Origin of the sequence: Streptomyces sp. NPDC088116 (assembly GCF_044741745.1) — a bacterium.
In the GTDB taxonomy this organism is placed as follows: Bacteria; Actinomycetota; Actinomycetes; order Streptomycetales; family Streptomycetaceae; genus Streptomyces.
In genome coordinates, this window is record NZ_JBIUTF010000001.1 from 1,340,753 (window position 1) to 1,353,790 (window position 13,038).

Consider the following 13,038-nt stretch of genomic DNA (forward strand, 5'->3'; position numbering starts at 1 on the left):
CCGGAACGCGACCGCATCCCGGGGGTGGGGAAAACCCCAGGGTGAACAGGGATACCGGCCTCATGGTGCGGGCGTCCGGGCCCCCGGAGCATGGAGGCCGACACGGAAGCCGTCGACACTCAAGTCGTCACTCAAGTCGTCGACACGGAAGTCACGGGCGTACGGCGCCCGCTCGTCCGAACCGCGCTCGTCCGAACCGCGCTCGTACAGACCCCGCTCGTACAGACCCCGCTCGCAGAACGGACACCACCGATGGCCATGAACATGGATACGGACTACGGAACGCGTACGCGGCGCCACTTCCTGCCGCCGGCTCTGCGTGCGCCGTTCGAGGCCCGCACCTGGCTCGCATTCGGCTATCTGATGATCAGCCTGCCGATCAGCATCGCGCTGTTCACCTACGCGGTCACGATGCTCGCGCTCGGCGCGGGACTGCTCGTCACCTTCCTCGGTGTCCCGGTACTGGCGGCCGGCCTGATCGGCTGCCGCGGCTTCGGGATGCTGGAGCGGGCGCGGGCCCGGGGGATGCTGGGCCTGAACGTGGCGGAGCCCGCGCCGGTCCGCGGCAAGAAGAGCGGACCGCTGTCGTGGGCCGGCGCCGTCCTGAGGAGCGGGGTGTCCTGGCGGCACCTGCTGTACGCGGTGCTGCATCTGCCCTGGGCGATATTCGCGTTCACGGTGTCGCTGACGCTCTGGGCCACGGCCTGGGGACTGTTCTCGTATCCGCTGTGGCGGTGGACGTTCTCCGAGAACCTCGGCCAGTCGGGTATCGCGCTCTACAGCGATGGTGACGGGAACGGCTTCTTCCTCGACACCCCGTTCGAGGTCACTGCCACGAGCGCGGTCGGACTGCTGCTGGTGCTCGCCTCGCCCTGGGTGATACGTGGCCTGACGAGCGTCGACCGGCTGATGGTCGCCGAGCTGCTCGGGCCGTCCCGGCTGGCCACCCGGGTCTCCGAGCTGGAGTCGGACCGGGGCGTGGTGGTCGACACGGCGGCGGCCGACCTGCGCCGGATCGAACGCGACCTGCACGACGGCGCACAGGCCCGCCTGGTCGCCCTCGCCATGGATCTGGGGCTGGCGAAGGAGAAGCTGACGGAGGACCCCGAGGCCGCGGCGCGCATGGTCGCGGAGGCCCACGGGGAGGTGAAGACGGCCCTCCAGGAGCTGCGCGATCTCGCGCGTGGCATCCACCCGGCCATCCTCACCGACCGCGGCCTGGACGCGGCGCTGTCCGCCGTCGCCTCGCGCTGCACGGTCCCCGTGCAGGTGGAGGTCGACCTGCCCGCCAGGCCGGCGGCGGCTATCGAGGGCATCGCCTACTTCACGGTCTCCGAGCTGCTCCAGAACATCAGCAAGCACGCCGGGGCGACGCGCGCCTCGGTGGATGTGTGGCAGGCGTACGGCCGGCTGATGCTTCAGGTCACGGACGACGGCAGGGGCGGGGCGGACACCTCGGGGGGCAGCGGCCTGGCCGGGCTGGCGGAACGGCTGGACGCGGTGGACGGCATCCTCGCCATCAACTCCCCGGCCGGCGGCCCGACCACGGTGACGGCGGAACTGCCCTGGCGGGGCTGACCGTACCGGCACCGGGGCTCGCTGCCGGAGTCCCGTACGAAAGCCACCGCGGCACAGCGGGCAAACGGGCAACGGACAGCGGACAACCGGCAACCGGCAACCGGCTAATTCTTCGCAGGCAGGTCCGGACCGATCCGAATACTGAGATGCTGGAGGCACCGAGCAGACACATGTGAACAGTGGAGGGCGTCAGATCGTGGGGGACAGAGTGCGGGTGGTCATCGCCGAGGACTCAGTGCTGCTCCGGGAGGGCCTGACCCGGCTGCTGACCGACCGCGGGCACGACGTGGTCGCCGGTGTCGGTGACGGGGAAGCGCTGATCAAGACCGTGGACGAACTGGCGGACCTGGGCGCGCTGCCGGATGTGGTGGTCGCGGACGTACGGATGCCGCCGACCCACACCGACGAGGGGGTACGGGCGGCCGTGCGGCTGCGCCGGGACCATCCCGGGGTCGGGGTGCTGGTGCTGTCGCAGTACGTCGAGGAGCAGTACGCCACCGAACTGCTGGCCGGCAGCAGCCGGGGCGTGGGGTATCTGCTCAAGGACCGGGTGGCCGAGGTCCGGGAGTTCGTGGATGCCGTGGTGCGGGTGGCGAGCGGTGGTACGGCGCTGGACCCGGAGGTCGTGGCGCAGTTGCTGGGCCGGAGCCGGAAGCAGGATGTGCTGACCGGGCTGACACCCCGTGAGCGGGAGGTCCTGGGACTGATGGCCGAGGGACGGACGAACTCGGCCGTCGCCCGGCAGTTGGTGGTGAGTGACGGCGCGGTCGAGAAGCACGTCAGCAACATCTTCCTGAAGCTCGGTCTCTCCCCCAGCGAGGGGGATCACCGCCGGGTGCTCGCCGTACTGACGTACCTGAAGACCTGACCTCCCCGAAGACCTGACCGCTCTGAAGGGCCGATCGCTCTGAAGACCTGGCAGCCCTGAAGAACCGATCGCCCTGAAGACCTGACCCCTTTGAGGACCTGACCGCTCTGAAGACCGGACCGCCGTGCCATTCGCATCGCGTCACTCGCGTCAAACGCGTCAAACGCGCGGTCGCACGTCACCCTCGCGAGATGCGTAACGGGGCGTGCGAAGGGGGAGAGCCTCGGACAGGAGCGAGGCCCAGGGCTGGACCTAGTACTAAAGGATGAGGGCGGAACAGCCCTCGTCAGAGCACTCAGGGGTGGGGAAAACATGACAAAGTCACACGCCGGGGCATCTCGGAATGACGTCCATCACACAAGGTTCCGGGGAAGGTGACCCTTACCGACGTAGGGTGGGCATCCGGGACCGCCGGTAGCCGGTCGGTCCCGAGCCGCCGCCTCGAGGGAGGTCCAGTTCAGTGACAAGCCAGGTCAGTAGCCCGGCCGAACAGGCCGGTGAGGCCGAGGGCGCCAGTGGGATCGACGGCGCCGTCGGAGAACAGCGCGTCTCTCAGCCAGGACAGGCACCGGGCCGGACAGGCGCGGACGAGAAGAAGGAAGTCCGCCGTCTCGACCGGGTCATCATCCGCTTCGCGGGTGACTCGGGTGACGGGATGCAGCTGACGGGTGACCGGTTCACCTCGGAGACCGCGTCGTTCGGGAACGACCTGTCGACACTGCCGAACTTCCCGGCCGAGATCCGGGCGCCCGCCGGGACCCTGCCCGGTGTCTCCTCGTTCCAGCTGCACTTCGCCGACCACGACATCCTGACTCCGGGCGACGCCCCCAATGTGCTGGTCGCGATGAACCCGGCCGCCCTGAAGGCGAATATCGCCGATGTGCCGCGCGGCGCCGAAATCATCGTGAACACCGATGAGTTCACCAAGCGCCCGATGGCCAAGGTCGGTTACCTGAACTCGCCGCTGGAGGACGGCTCGCTGGACGGCTACCAGGTTCATCCGGTGCCGCTGACGACGCTGACGATCGAGGCGCTCAAGGAGTTCGGGCTCTCCCGCAAGGAGGCCGAGCGCTCGAAGAACATGTTCGCGCTCGGGCTGCTGTCGTGGATGTACAACCGGCCGACCGAGAGCACCGAGAAGTTCCTGCGGGCCAAGTTCGCCAAGAAGCCGCAGATCGCCGAGGCGAACGTGACCGCGTTCCGCGCGGGGTGGAACTTCGGCGAGACCACCGAGGACTTCGCCGTCTCGTACGAGGTCGCCCCGGCCGACGCCGCGTTCCCGGCCGGCACCTACCGCAACATCTCGGGGAACCTCGCCCTGTCGTACGGCCTGATCGCCGCGGGACACCAGTCGGAACTGCCGCTCTACCTGGGCTCGTACCCGATCACCCCGGCGTCGGACATCCTGCACGAGCTGTCCCGGCACAAGAACTTCGGCGTGCGGACCTTCCAGGCGGAGGACGAGATCGCCGCCGTCGGTGCCGCGTTAGGGGCGGCCTTCGGCGGCGCCCTCGCCGTCACCACCACCTCGGGCCCCGGTGTGGCGCTCAAGTCGGAGACGATCGGTCTGGCGGTCTCGCTGGAGCTGCCGTTGCTGGTCGTCGCCATCCAGCGGGGCGGCCCGTCCACCGGCCTGCCGACGAAGACGGAGCAGGCCGACCTCCTCCAGGCGATGTACGGGCGTAACGGCGAGGCGCCGGTCCCGGTGGTCGCGCCCCGGACACCGGCGGACTGCTTCGACGCCGCGCTGGAAGCCGCACGGATCGCGCTCACCTACCGGACGCCGGTCTTCCTGCTCTCCGACGGCTACCTCGCCAACGGCTCAGAGCCCTGGCGGATCCCGGAGACGGTCGAACTCCCGGACCTGCGGGTGCGGTTCGCGACCGGCCCCAACCACGAACTGGCCGACGGCACCGAGGTGTTCTGGCCGTACAAGCGCGACCCGCACACCCTGGCCCGCCCGTGGGCGGTGCCCGGCACACCCGGCCTCGAACACCGCATCGGCGGCATCGAGAAGCAGGACGGCACGGGCAACATCTCGTACGACCCGGCCAACCACGACTTCATGGTGCGCACCCGCCAGGCCAAGGTCGACGGCATCGAGGTCCCCGACCTGGCCGTCGACGACCCGTACGGCGCCCGCACGCTCGTGCTGGGCTGGGGCTCGACGTACGGCCCGATCACCGCCGCCGTACGCCGGCTGCGCAAGAGCGGCATCCCCATCGCGCAGGCCCATCTGCGCCACCTCAACCCCTTCCCGCGCAATCTCGGGGAGACCCTGAGGCGGTACGACAAGGTCGTGGTGCCGGAGATGAACCTCGGTCAGCTCGCCACGCTGCTGCGGGCGAAGTATCTGATCGACGCGCACTCGTACAACCAGGTCAACGGCATGCCGTTCAAGGCCTCGCAGCTCGCCACGGCTCTCCAGGAGGCCATCGATGGCTGATACGACGACCTCAGGGGCAATCCCGGGGACGCCCTCGGGGACGGTCTCCGGGACCGCCTCCGGGACCGCCTCCGGCACGAACGAGTTGCTGACGCTGGTCCCCAAGGCCGAGGCCAAGCAGTCCATGAAGGACTTCAAGTCGGACCAGGAGGTCCGGTGGTGCCCCGGCTGCGGTGACTACGCGGTCCTGGCCGCGGTCCAGGGCTTCATGCCCGAACTGGGCCTGGCCAAGGAGAACATCGTCTTCGTCTCCGGCATCGGCTGTTCCTCCCGCTTCCCGTACTACATGAACACGTACGGGATGCACTCCATCCACGGCCGCGCCCCCGCCATCGCCACCGGCCTGGCGACCTCGCGCCGCGATCTGTCCGTGTGGGTCGTCACCGGCGACGGCGACGCGCTCTCCATCGGCGGCAACCACCTCATCCACGCGCTGCGCAGGAACGTCAACCTCAAGATCCTGCTGTTCAACAACCGGATCTACGGCCTGACGAAGGGGCAGTACTCCCCCACCTCCGAGATCGGGAAAATCACCAAGTCGACACCGATGGGCTCGCTCGACGCGCCCTTCAACCCGGTGTCGCTGGCGATCGGCGCGGAGGCGTCGTTCGTGGCCCGCACGGTCGACTCCGACCGCAAGCACCTCACCGAGGTGCTGCGGCAGGCGGCCGACCACCCCGGCACGGCGCTCGTGGAGATCTACCAGAACTGCAACATCTTCAACGACGGCGCCTTCGAAGTCCTCAAGGACAGGGAGAAGGCCCAGGAAGCCGTGATCCGGCTGGAGCACGGGCAGCCGATCCGCTTCGGCGTGGACGACGCGAAGGGCGTGCTCCGCGACCCGGCCACCGGCGATCTCCAGGTCGTGACCGTCACTCCCGAGAACGAGTCACGGATCCTCGTCCACGACGCGCACGCGAGCAGCCCCACCACGGCGTTCGCGCTGTCGCGCCTCGCGGACCCGGACACTCTGCACCACACGCCGATCGGCGTGCTGCGCAGTGTCGAACGGCCCGTCTACGACAGGCTGATGTCGGACCAACTCGACGCGGCCGCCGAGAAGCACGGCAAGGGCGATCTGTCCGCGATGCTGGCCGGTGGCGACACCTGGACGGTCGTCGGCTGACCGTCGACAGTTCACGGTCGCCGGCCGACCGTCAAAGAACACGGTCGCCGGCCGACCTTCAAAGTCACGGTCGCCGGTTGACGCGACCGCTTCCGCCGTCGCTTCGACGCGTCCCGGGGCCCGGATCTCTCAGGAGGTCCGGGCCTCGCCGTTCGCCGCCGTACGGGCCTCGTCGTACATCTGACGCGCCTTGTCCACCTCACCGAGCCGCCGCTCCGTCCAGCGCGCGAGCCCCCACACCTGTTCCGCCGCCTCGCGTCCCAGCCCGGTCAGCGAGTAGTCCACGCGCGGCGGGATCACGGGTTTGGCGTCGCGGTGGACGAAACCGTCGCGTTCCAGGGTCTGGAGGGTCTGGGCGAGCATCTTCTCGCTGACGCCGCCGACCGTACGCCGCAGTTCGCTGAAGCGGTACGAGCGCTCCAGCAGGGCGGCCAGCACAAGCACGCCCCAGCGGCTGGTGACGTGCTCCAGGACCAGCCGGGACGGGCACATGGCCCGGTTCACATCCGGCTGCTTGCTCACCGACGCCGGGGACTCCTGCGGTTCCTTGCTTACTGTCATATCAGTACCTTACTTCAAAGTGGGTACTTTCGCTTGGTTAGTGTGCGCCCTAGGGTAAGTGGCAGAGCGATACGAAACCGTAGGAACTGGAGAAACACCCCATGAGCATCGTTGTCACCGGAGCCACCGGGCACCTCGGCCGCCTCGTCATCGAATCCCTGCTGGCCACCGGCGTCCCGGCCGACGGGATCGCCGCCGTCGTACGGAACGAGGAGAAGGCGTCGGCACTCGCGGCGCGCAGCGTCGAGCTGCGCGTCGCCGACTACGACCGGCCCGAGACGCTGGCGACGGCGTTCCGGGCCGGCGACCGGGTGCTGTTGGTGTCCGCCAACGAGGTCGGCCGGCGTGTGCCGCAGCACACCGCCGTCATCGACGCGGCGAAGACGGCGGGCGTGGCGCAACTCGCGTACACCGGCATCCTGGGCGGCCCCGAGGCCGACTTCCAGCTGGCCGCCGAACACAAGGTCACCGAGCAGCTGATCCTCGACTCCGGCCTGCCCTACACCTTCCTGCGCAACGGCTGGTACACCGAGAACTACACGGAGAACCTGGGCCCCGTCCTGGAGCACGGCGCCGTCGTGGCCAACGCGGGCGAGGGCCTCGTCGCCTCCGCGTCCCGCGCGGACTACGCGGCAGCGGCGGCCGCGGTGGTGACCGGCGAGGGGCACCTGAACACCGCGTACGAACTGAGCGGCGACACAGCGTGGTCCTTCGGCGCATACGCGGCCGAGCTGTCGCGGCAGACCGGCCGGACCATCGCGTACAACGATGTCACTCCCGAGGCACGGCTGGAGATCCTCACCGGCGCGGGGCTGCCTGCGCCGCTGGCCGAGGTCTTCGTGGACGTGGACAACGCGATCGGCCGCGGGCTGCTCGCCCGTACGACGGGTGACCTGGCCCGGCTGATCGGCCGCCCGACCACCCCGCTCGCCGACTCGGTCGCCGAGGCACTCAAGGCCTGAGGGTCCCAAGTCCCTGGCTCCGACTGTGCCTTCGCTCCCCCTTCGCGCCTGGCGGCATCCCTTCGCGTCATGACCGTATGGCGATACGGGCATGACATGCCCGTCCGCGCGGCGCTACCGTCTTCGGGGCGCCGCGCCGGGGCGGCGCGCGGGAGCGGGGAGGGCCAGTGAAGACGGACGGCGACCAGCGGGCGGGACTGCTCTACGGGATCGCGGCCTACGGGATGTGGGGCCTGGTCCCGCTCTTCTGGCCACTGCTCGAACCGGCCGGGGCGATGGAGATCCTCGCCCACCGGATGGTCTGGTCGCTCGCTCTCGTCGTCATCTGGCTGCTGGCGCTGCGCCGCTGGGGCTGGATACGGGAGCTGATACGGCAGCCGCGCAAGCTGGGGCTCATAGCCGTGGCCGCCGTCGTGATCAGCCTCAACTGGGGTTTCTACATCTGGGCGGTCAATACGGGCCGGGTCGTCGAAGCCTCTCTCGGCTACTTCATCAACCCCCTGGTGACCATCGCCATGGGTGTCCTCCTCCTCAAGGAACGGCTGCGGCCGGCCCAGTGGACGGCGGTGCTCATCGGCCTCGCGGCGGTGTTGGTGCTGGCTGTCGGGTACGGGCGGCCGCCCTGGATCTCGCTGATACTGGCCTTCTCGTTCGCGACCTACGGCCTGGTCAAGAAGAAGATCAATATCGGCGGTCTGGAGTCACTGGCGGCGGAGACGGCGATCCTTTTCCTGCCCGCCCTCGGTTTTCTGGTGTGGCTGAGCGCGTCCGGCTCGGCCACGATCGGCACGCAGGGGGCGGGCCATGTGGCGCTGCTCGCGTCCACGGGCCTGATCACCGCCATCCCGCTGGTCTGCTTCGGCGCGGCGGCGATACGGGTACGGCTCTCGACGCTGGGCCTGCTCCAGTATCTGGCTCCTGTCTTCCAGTTCCTGCTGGGCATCCTGTACTTCCACGAGGAGATGCCGCCGCAGCGGTGGGCGGGTTTCTCGCTGGTCTGGCTGGCACTGTCGATCCTGACCTGGGACGCGCTGCGGACGGCCCGCCGAACGAAGTCGCAGGCGCTGCGGCTGGCAGAGGCGGCGGCGGCGAAGGCGGGAGCACCTGCCCTGTCGGCGGAACGGACGGAATCCGGACCGGCCCGGAGCGAACCCTCGTCCGCCCCTTAGGGTCTTTCGTTTGGATCAGGCCGGATCAGGGAGCGGGGTCTGGTGCCGTGGATCGCAAGGCGGAGGAGTGAGGCGACGCGGCGGGGGCACCTCCCACGCCCTTGAGGCAGCGGGGGAGTCGTGGAGTGACGACAACGCGGCGAGGCGCGGCACCAGGGCACGCGAGCCCGGCAAGATCCAAACGAGAGGCCCTAGGGTCCCGGGCGACGTTCGCGCTCGCGTCCGTTGCGGGCCCCATCACGTAGCCCATACAAATGGTGTCCATGACCCTGCACTGGAAACTTGTGATGGACTCGGGCGATCCGCACGCTCAGGCCGACTTCTGGGCCGACGCCATGGGCTATCTCGTCGAGGACAACAGCGCCCTCATCGGGCAACTGCTGAGCCAGGGCCACGCGTCGGACGCGGACACGGTGGAATCGCACGGCCGGCGCGCCTGGCGGGATCTGATCGCCGTCCGTCATCCGGACGACCCGTACGACGAGGGCACCGGCGTCGGGCTCGGCCGACGGATCCTCTTCCAGCGCGTGCCGGAGGCGAAGACGACGAAGAACCGGCTGCATCTGGACGTGCACTCCGCCCCCGGGGAACGTGATGCCGAGGTCGAACGCCTGGAGGGGCTGGGCGCGACCGTACTCCGACGGGTGAAGGTACCTGGCGGGGAATGGGTCATCATGTCCGATCCCGAGGGTAACGAGTTCTGCGTGCATTAGACCGCCCCTGTCACCGCGTTCCGTACGCCCTGGACGCCCCGTACGCTCCCGCAAGTCGGGGCGTACGGGGCTTTCTGGCAGGGGATGACCGATGGGGATCTCCTTCCGTCCGTTCAGCGAACATTCAGTGAACGCCTATGACCTGTTCTTGCTCTTGACGGCCAGTCATGCCGTCACCAACCATTCAGCACGCACAGCGCAGTACCCAGCACGCGACACTCTGGGCACTGCGACAGCTCCAACGCCTCACGCCAATGTCGTCGTGGGGCGTCTCGCACGTTCCGTCCCTGTCCCCGTTCGGAATCCGGAGCCCCCACATGAAGCTCTCCGTTCCTGGAGCCCGCCGCATACCTGGCCGAATACCGGCCGCCCGCAAGGTCAAGGCCACGGCTACGGCCGCGGTCGCCGGGCTCGCTCTCTCCGGGCTGTTCGCCGGCGCCGCGCCCGCCGCGAACGCGGCGCCCGCCCCCGCTCCCAGACCGGTCCAGGCCGTGCAGCCCGCACAGGCCGCACCGTCGACCGCCTTCGCCGCGCCCGACATCCCGCTCGCGAACGTCAAGGCGCATCTGACCCAGCTGTCGTCGATCGCCGCCGCCAACGGCGGCAACCGGGCCCATGGCCGGGCCGGCTATCTGGCATCCGTCAACTACGTGAAGGGCAAGCTGGACGCGGCCGGATTCACCACCTCCGTGCAGCAGTTCACCTCCAGCGGCTCCACCGGCTACAACCTGATCGCCGACTGGCCGGGCGGCGACACGAACCAGGTCGTCATGTCCGGTTCGCACCTCGACTCGGTCACCGCCGGTGCAGGTATCAACGACAACGGCTCGGGTTCGGCAGCCGTCCTCGAAACCGCGCTCGCGGTCTCCCGCGCGCAGCTCAAGCCGACAAAGCATCTGCGTTTCGCCTGGTGGGGCGCGGAGGAGCTGGGGATGGTCGGCTCGCGCTACTACGTCAACAACCTGCCGAGCGCCGATCGTTCAAAGATCAGCGGCTATCTGAACTTCGACATGATCGGCTCTCCGAACCCCGGGTACTTCGTCTATGACGACGACCCGACCATCGAGCAGACCTTCAAGACCTACTACGCGGGCCTCGGGGTCGCGACGGAGATCGAGACCGAGGGCGACGGCCGCTCCGACCACGCCCCGTTCAAGAACGTGGGCATCCCGGTCGGCGGGCTCTTCAGCGGCGCGGACTACATCAAGACCGCCGCACAGGCGCAGAAGTGGGGCGGCACCTCCGGGCGCGCCTTCGACCAGTGCTACCACCGCTCGTGCGACACCACGTCGAACATCAACGACACGGCGCTCAACCGCAACAGTGACGCCGTCGCCTACGCGGTCTGGTCGCTCTCCGGCGCCCAGTAGGCCTTCCGGCAGCCCCTTCTTCACACCCCCAACCGCCCGCGTGTGCGTACGGCACGCACGCGGGCGGTTGGCCGTGTGCGGGGGCGTGACCTCGGGCCATGTGCGGGGAGGACGTGACCTCGCGCCCCGGCTTCAGGCCGTGATGTCCTTCGTCGTGAAGCGGGCCCAGGCCGCCGAGCCGAACACCGCCACGTACAGCCCCTGCAAGCCCAGGTTCTTGACCACCTCGTCCCAGTAGACCGGCTCACGCATCAGATCCGCGAACGAGAGCCAGTAGTGCGGGAAGAGGTACGGCTGTATCGCGTGCAGCTGCGGGATCGTGTCCAGGATCTGCACCGTGATCAGCAGTCCGACCGTCGCGGCCATCGCCGCGATCCCGCTGTTGGTCAACGTCGAGACGAAGAGGCCGAGTGCCGCCAGTCCTGTCAGTGAGGCGGCGACGATCACCGCTGTCAGCAGGGCCCGAACCAGGCCCTCCCCGAAGGAGATACGGGTGCCCGAGATCGTGGTGATCTCACCGAGCGGGAAGAGCAGCACGCCGACCGCGAGCGCCATGGCCGCCACGACCAACGCCGCGACCAGGCAGAACGTCAGTGTGGAAGCGTACTTGGCGAGCAGCAGCCGCGTACGTCCGGCCGGTGCGACCAGCAGATAGCGCAGCGTGCCGTCGTTGGCCTCTCCCGCGATCGCGTCACCCGCTATGACGCCAACTGCCATGGGCAGGAAGACGGGAAGCGTCGCGGCGAGCGCGGCGAAGACGAGGAACAGTCCGTTGTTGGTGATCTGGGTGACGAAGGCGGGGCCTGCACCACCGGACCCGCCGCCGTCGTTCGTCTCGATCTTCACGGCGATACCGATGAGGACCGGCACGGCGGCGAGCACCCCCAGCAGGGCGAGCGTGCGCCAGCGCCGGAAGGTGGTGGTCACCTCGGAGCGGAAGAGCCCGAGCGTCCACCACAGCCGCCGCTCCCGGGGCTCGGGTGCGTGATCCGGTGACGTACCCGCCGTCTCCGGCGCCTCGGCCTCGTTCGCCACCTCGGCCTCGCCCTCCGCCTTGGTCGTCCCCGCCACATCGGCGGCGGCCCCGGCCTTCACCTCACCCCGCGACATCGAAGCCCTCCCCGGTCAACGCGACGAAGGCGTCCTCCAGCGAGGCGCGCTCGACGCCGAAGGCCCGAACCCGCACACCGGCCCGTACGAGCGCGGCATTCAGGTCCGCCGGGTCCACCAGCGGGCCCGTCGGGCCCACAGAGCCCGCGGGGTCCCCCGAGCCCTCGCCCCGGCCTGCGCTCAGGCCACCGCCGCCCTCGATCCGGCCCTCGCCCGCGGGCAGTTCGCCGCTCACCCGGTCGTCCGCCACGACCAGATCGGTCACCCCTAGCTCGGTCAGCACCCGGGCGGCCTCGCCCGGATCAGGGGTGGTGACGGCGAGTCTGTCCCGGGTCCCGGCCGCCAGATCGGCGACCGCGCCCTGGACCAGGAGCCGCCCCTGGGCCATCACGGCGGCATGCGTACACACCTGCTCGATCTCGTCGAGGAGGTGCGAGGAGAGAAAGACGGTCGTGCCGTCCGCCGCCAACTCCCGCACCAGGGTCCGGATCTCGCGCATGCCCTGCGGGTCGAGTCCGTTCGTCGGCTCGTCCAGCACCAGCAGGCGGCGCGGTCGCAGCAGCGCGGCCGCGAGTCCGAGCCGCTGCTTCATGCCGAGGGAGTACACCCTCGCCTTCCTGCCCGCCGCAGCGGTCAGCCCGACCCGCTCCAGGGCCCCGGCCACGCGCACACGGCGGGTCCGGGGGTCGGCCGTCGGGTCGGCCGAGTCGTACCGTACGAGATTGTCCCGGCCGGACAAGTATCCGTACAGCGCGGGCCCTTCGATCAGGGCGCCCACCTGCGGCAGAACGGCTCGGGCCGCACGCGGCACGGGGCGGCCGAGGAGTGTGGCCGAGCCCGCGGTCGGCTCGATCAGGCCCATCAGCATCCGGATGGTGGTGGTCTTGCCCGAGCCGTTGGGGCCGAGGAAGCCGAAGACACTGCCGGCGGGCACGGTCAGATCGAGGCGGTCGACGGCCGCCTGCCCGCCGCGGTAGCGCTTGGTGAGCCCGCGTGTCCTGATCACGGCCGTCTCGTGCGCCCCGTCGATCATGCCGGGCCCGTGGGCCTCATCGATCGTGTCGGCCCCGCGGGCCTTGTCGATCAGGTCGGTCCCGTCACGGATCGTCTCGCTCATCGCGCTCCTCCGTCCGCC

11 protein-coding genes are annotated in these 13,038 nt (G+C 69.5%); 8 read left to right on the plus strand and 3 right to left on the minus strand.

All coding sequences use genetic code 11. The annotated features are described in order from the left end of the window. The first annotated feature begins 264 nt into the window (after window positions 1-264). The 4 genes from ACIOJD_RS05990 to ACIOJD_RS06005 all read left to right on the plus strand — a co-directional run bounded on the left by ACIOJD_RS05990 (window position 265) and on the right by ACIOJD_RS06005 (window position 6,018). Entirely contained in the window at window positions 265-1,578 is a 1,314-nt protein-coding gene (locus ACIOJD_RS05990; RefSeq protein WP_401909036.1) for a sensor histidine kinase, read from the plus strand. Window positions 1,579-1,786: 208 nt separating this feature from the next. Beyond that, the gene (locus tag ACIOJD_RS05995; protein ID WP_401909039.1) at window positions 1,787-2,446 is read left to right on the plus strand and encodes a response regulator; all 660 of its coding nucleotides are present in this window, start codon (window positions 1,787-1,789) and stop codon (window positions 2,444-2,446) included. Between the two features lie 460 nt (window positions 2,447-2,906). Then, on the plus strand, window positions 2,907-4,892 hold the full coding sequence (locus tag ACIOJD_RS06000) for a 2-oxoacid:acceptor oxidoreductase subunit alpha (RefSeq protein ID WP_401908585.1): 1,986 nt from the start codon (window positions 2,907-2,909) through the stop codon (window positions 4,890-4,892). A 124-nt stretch (window positions 4,893-5,016) separates the two neighbouring features. Next, entirely contained in the window at window positions 5,017-6,018 is a 1,002-nt protein-coding gene (locus tag ACIOJD_RS06005) for a 2-oxoacid:ferredoxin oxidoreductase subunit beta (protein WP_401909042.1), read from the plus strand. Window positions 6,019-6,147: 129 nt separating this feature from the next. On the opposite strand, the gene ACIOJD_RS06010 is transcribed toward ACIOJD_RS06005, so the two are convergent. Next, complete coding sequence (locus ACIOJD_RS06010; RefSeq protein ID WP_401908586.1) at window positions 6,148-6,579, minus strand: winged helix-turn-helix transcriptional regulator; 432 nt, start codon at window positions 6,577-6,579, stop codon at window positions 6,148-6,150. 101 nt (window positions 6,580-6,680) lie between these two features. On the opposite strand from ACIOJD_RS06010, the gene ACIOJD_RS06015 reads away from it, so the two are divergent. From ACIOJD_RS06015 to ACIOJD_RS06030, 4 genes are all read left to right on the plus strand, one after another. Continuing rightward, entirely contained in the window at window positions 6,681-7,541 is an 861-nt protein-coding gene (locus ACIOJD_RS06015) for an SDR family oxidoreductase (RefSeq protein ID WP_401908588.1), read from the plus strand. Window positions 7,542-7,708: 167 nt separating this feature from the next. Beyond that, window positions 7,709-8,710 (plus strand): EamA family transporter RarD, encoded by a 1,002-nt coding sequence (gene rarD, locus ACIOJD_RS06020; protein WP_401908590.1) that lies wholly within the window; start codon window positions 7,709-7,711, stop codon window positions 8,708-8,710. A 263-nt stretch (window positions 8,711-8,973) separates the two neighbouring features. Then, complete coding sequence (locus ACIOJD_RS06025) at window positions 8,974-9,423, plus strand: VOC family protein (RefSeq protein WP_401908592.1); 450 nt, start codon at window positions 8,974-8,976, stop codon at window positions 9,421-9,423. 317 nt (window positions 9,424-9,740) lie between these two features. Further along, window positions 9,741-10,793, plus strand: a complete 1,053-nt coding sequence (locus tag ACIOJD_RS06030; protein ID WP_401908593.1) for a M28 family metallopeptidase — start codon at window positions 9,741-9,743, stop codon at window positions 10,791-10,793. Window positions 10,794-10,925: 132 nt separating this feature from the next. Here the strand turns inward: ACIOJD_RS06030 and ACIOJD_RS06035 are convergent, their stop codons facing one another. Both ACIOJD_RS06035 and ACIOJD_RS06040 read right to left on the minus strand, forming a co-directional pair. Next, window positions 10,926-11,903, minus strand: coding sequence for an ABC transporter permease (locus ACIOJD_RS06035; RefSeq protein ID WP_401908595.1), 978 nt, complete (start codon window positions 11,901-11,903; stop codon window positions 10,926-10,928). After that, window positions 11,890-12,936 (minus strand): ABC transporter ATP-binding protein, encoded by a 1,047-nt coding sequence (locus ACIOJD_RS06040; protein ID WP_401909045.1) that lies wholly within the window; start codon window positions 12,934-12,936, stop codon window positions 11,890-11,892. Before ACIOJD_RS06040 ends, ACIOJD_RS06035 begins: the two co-directional genes overlap by 14 nt. Between the last annotated feature and the right edge of the window lie 102 nt (window positions 12,937-13,038).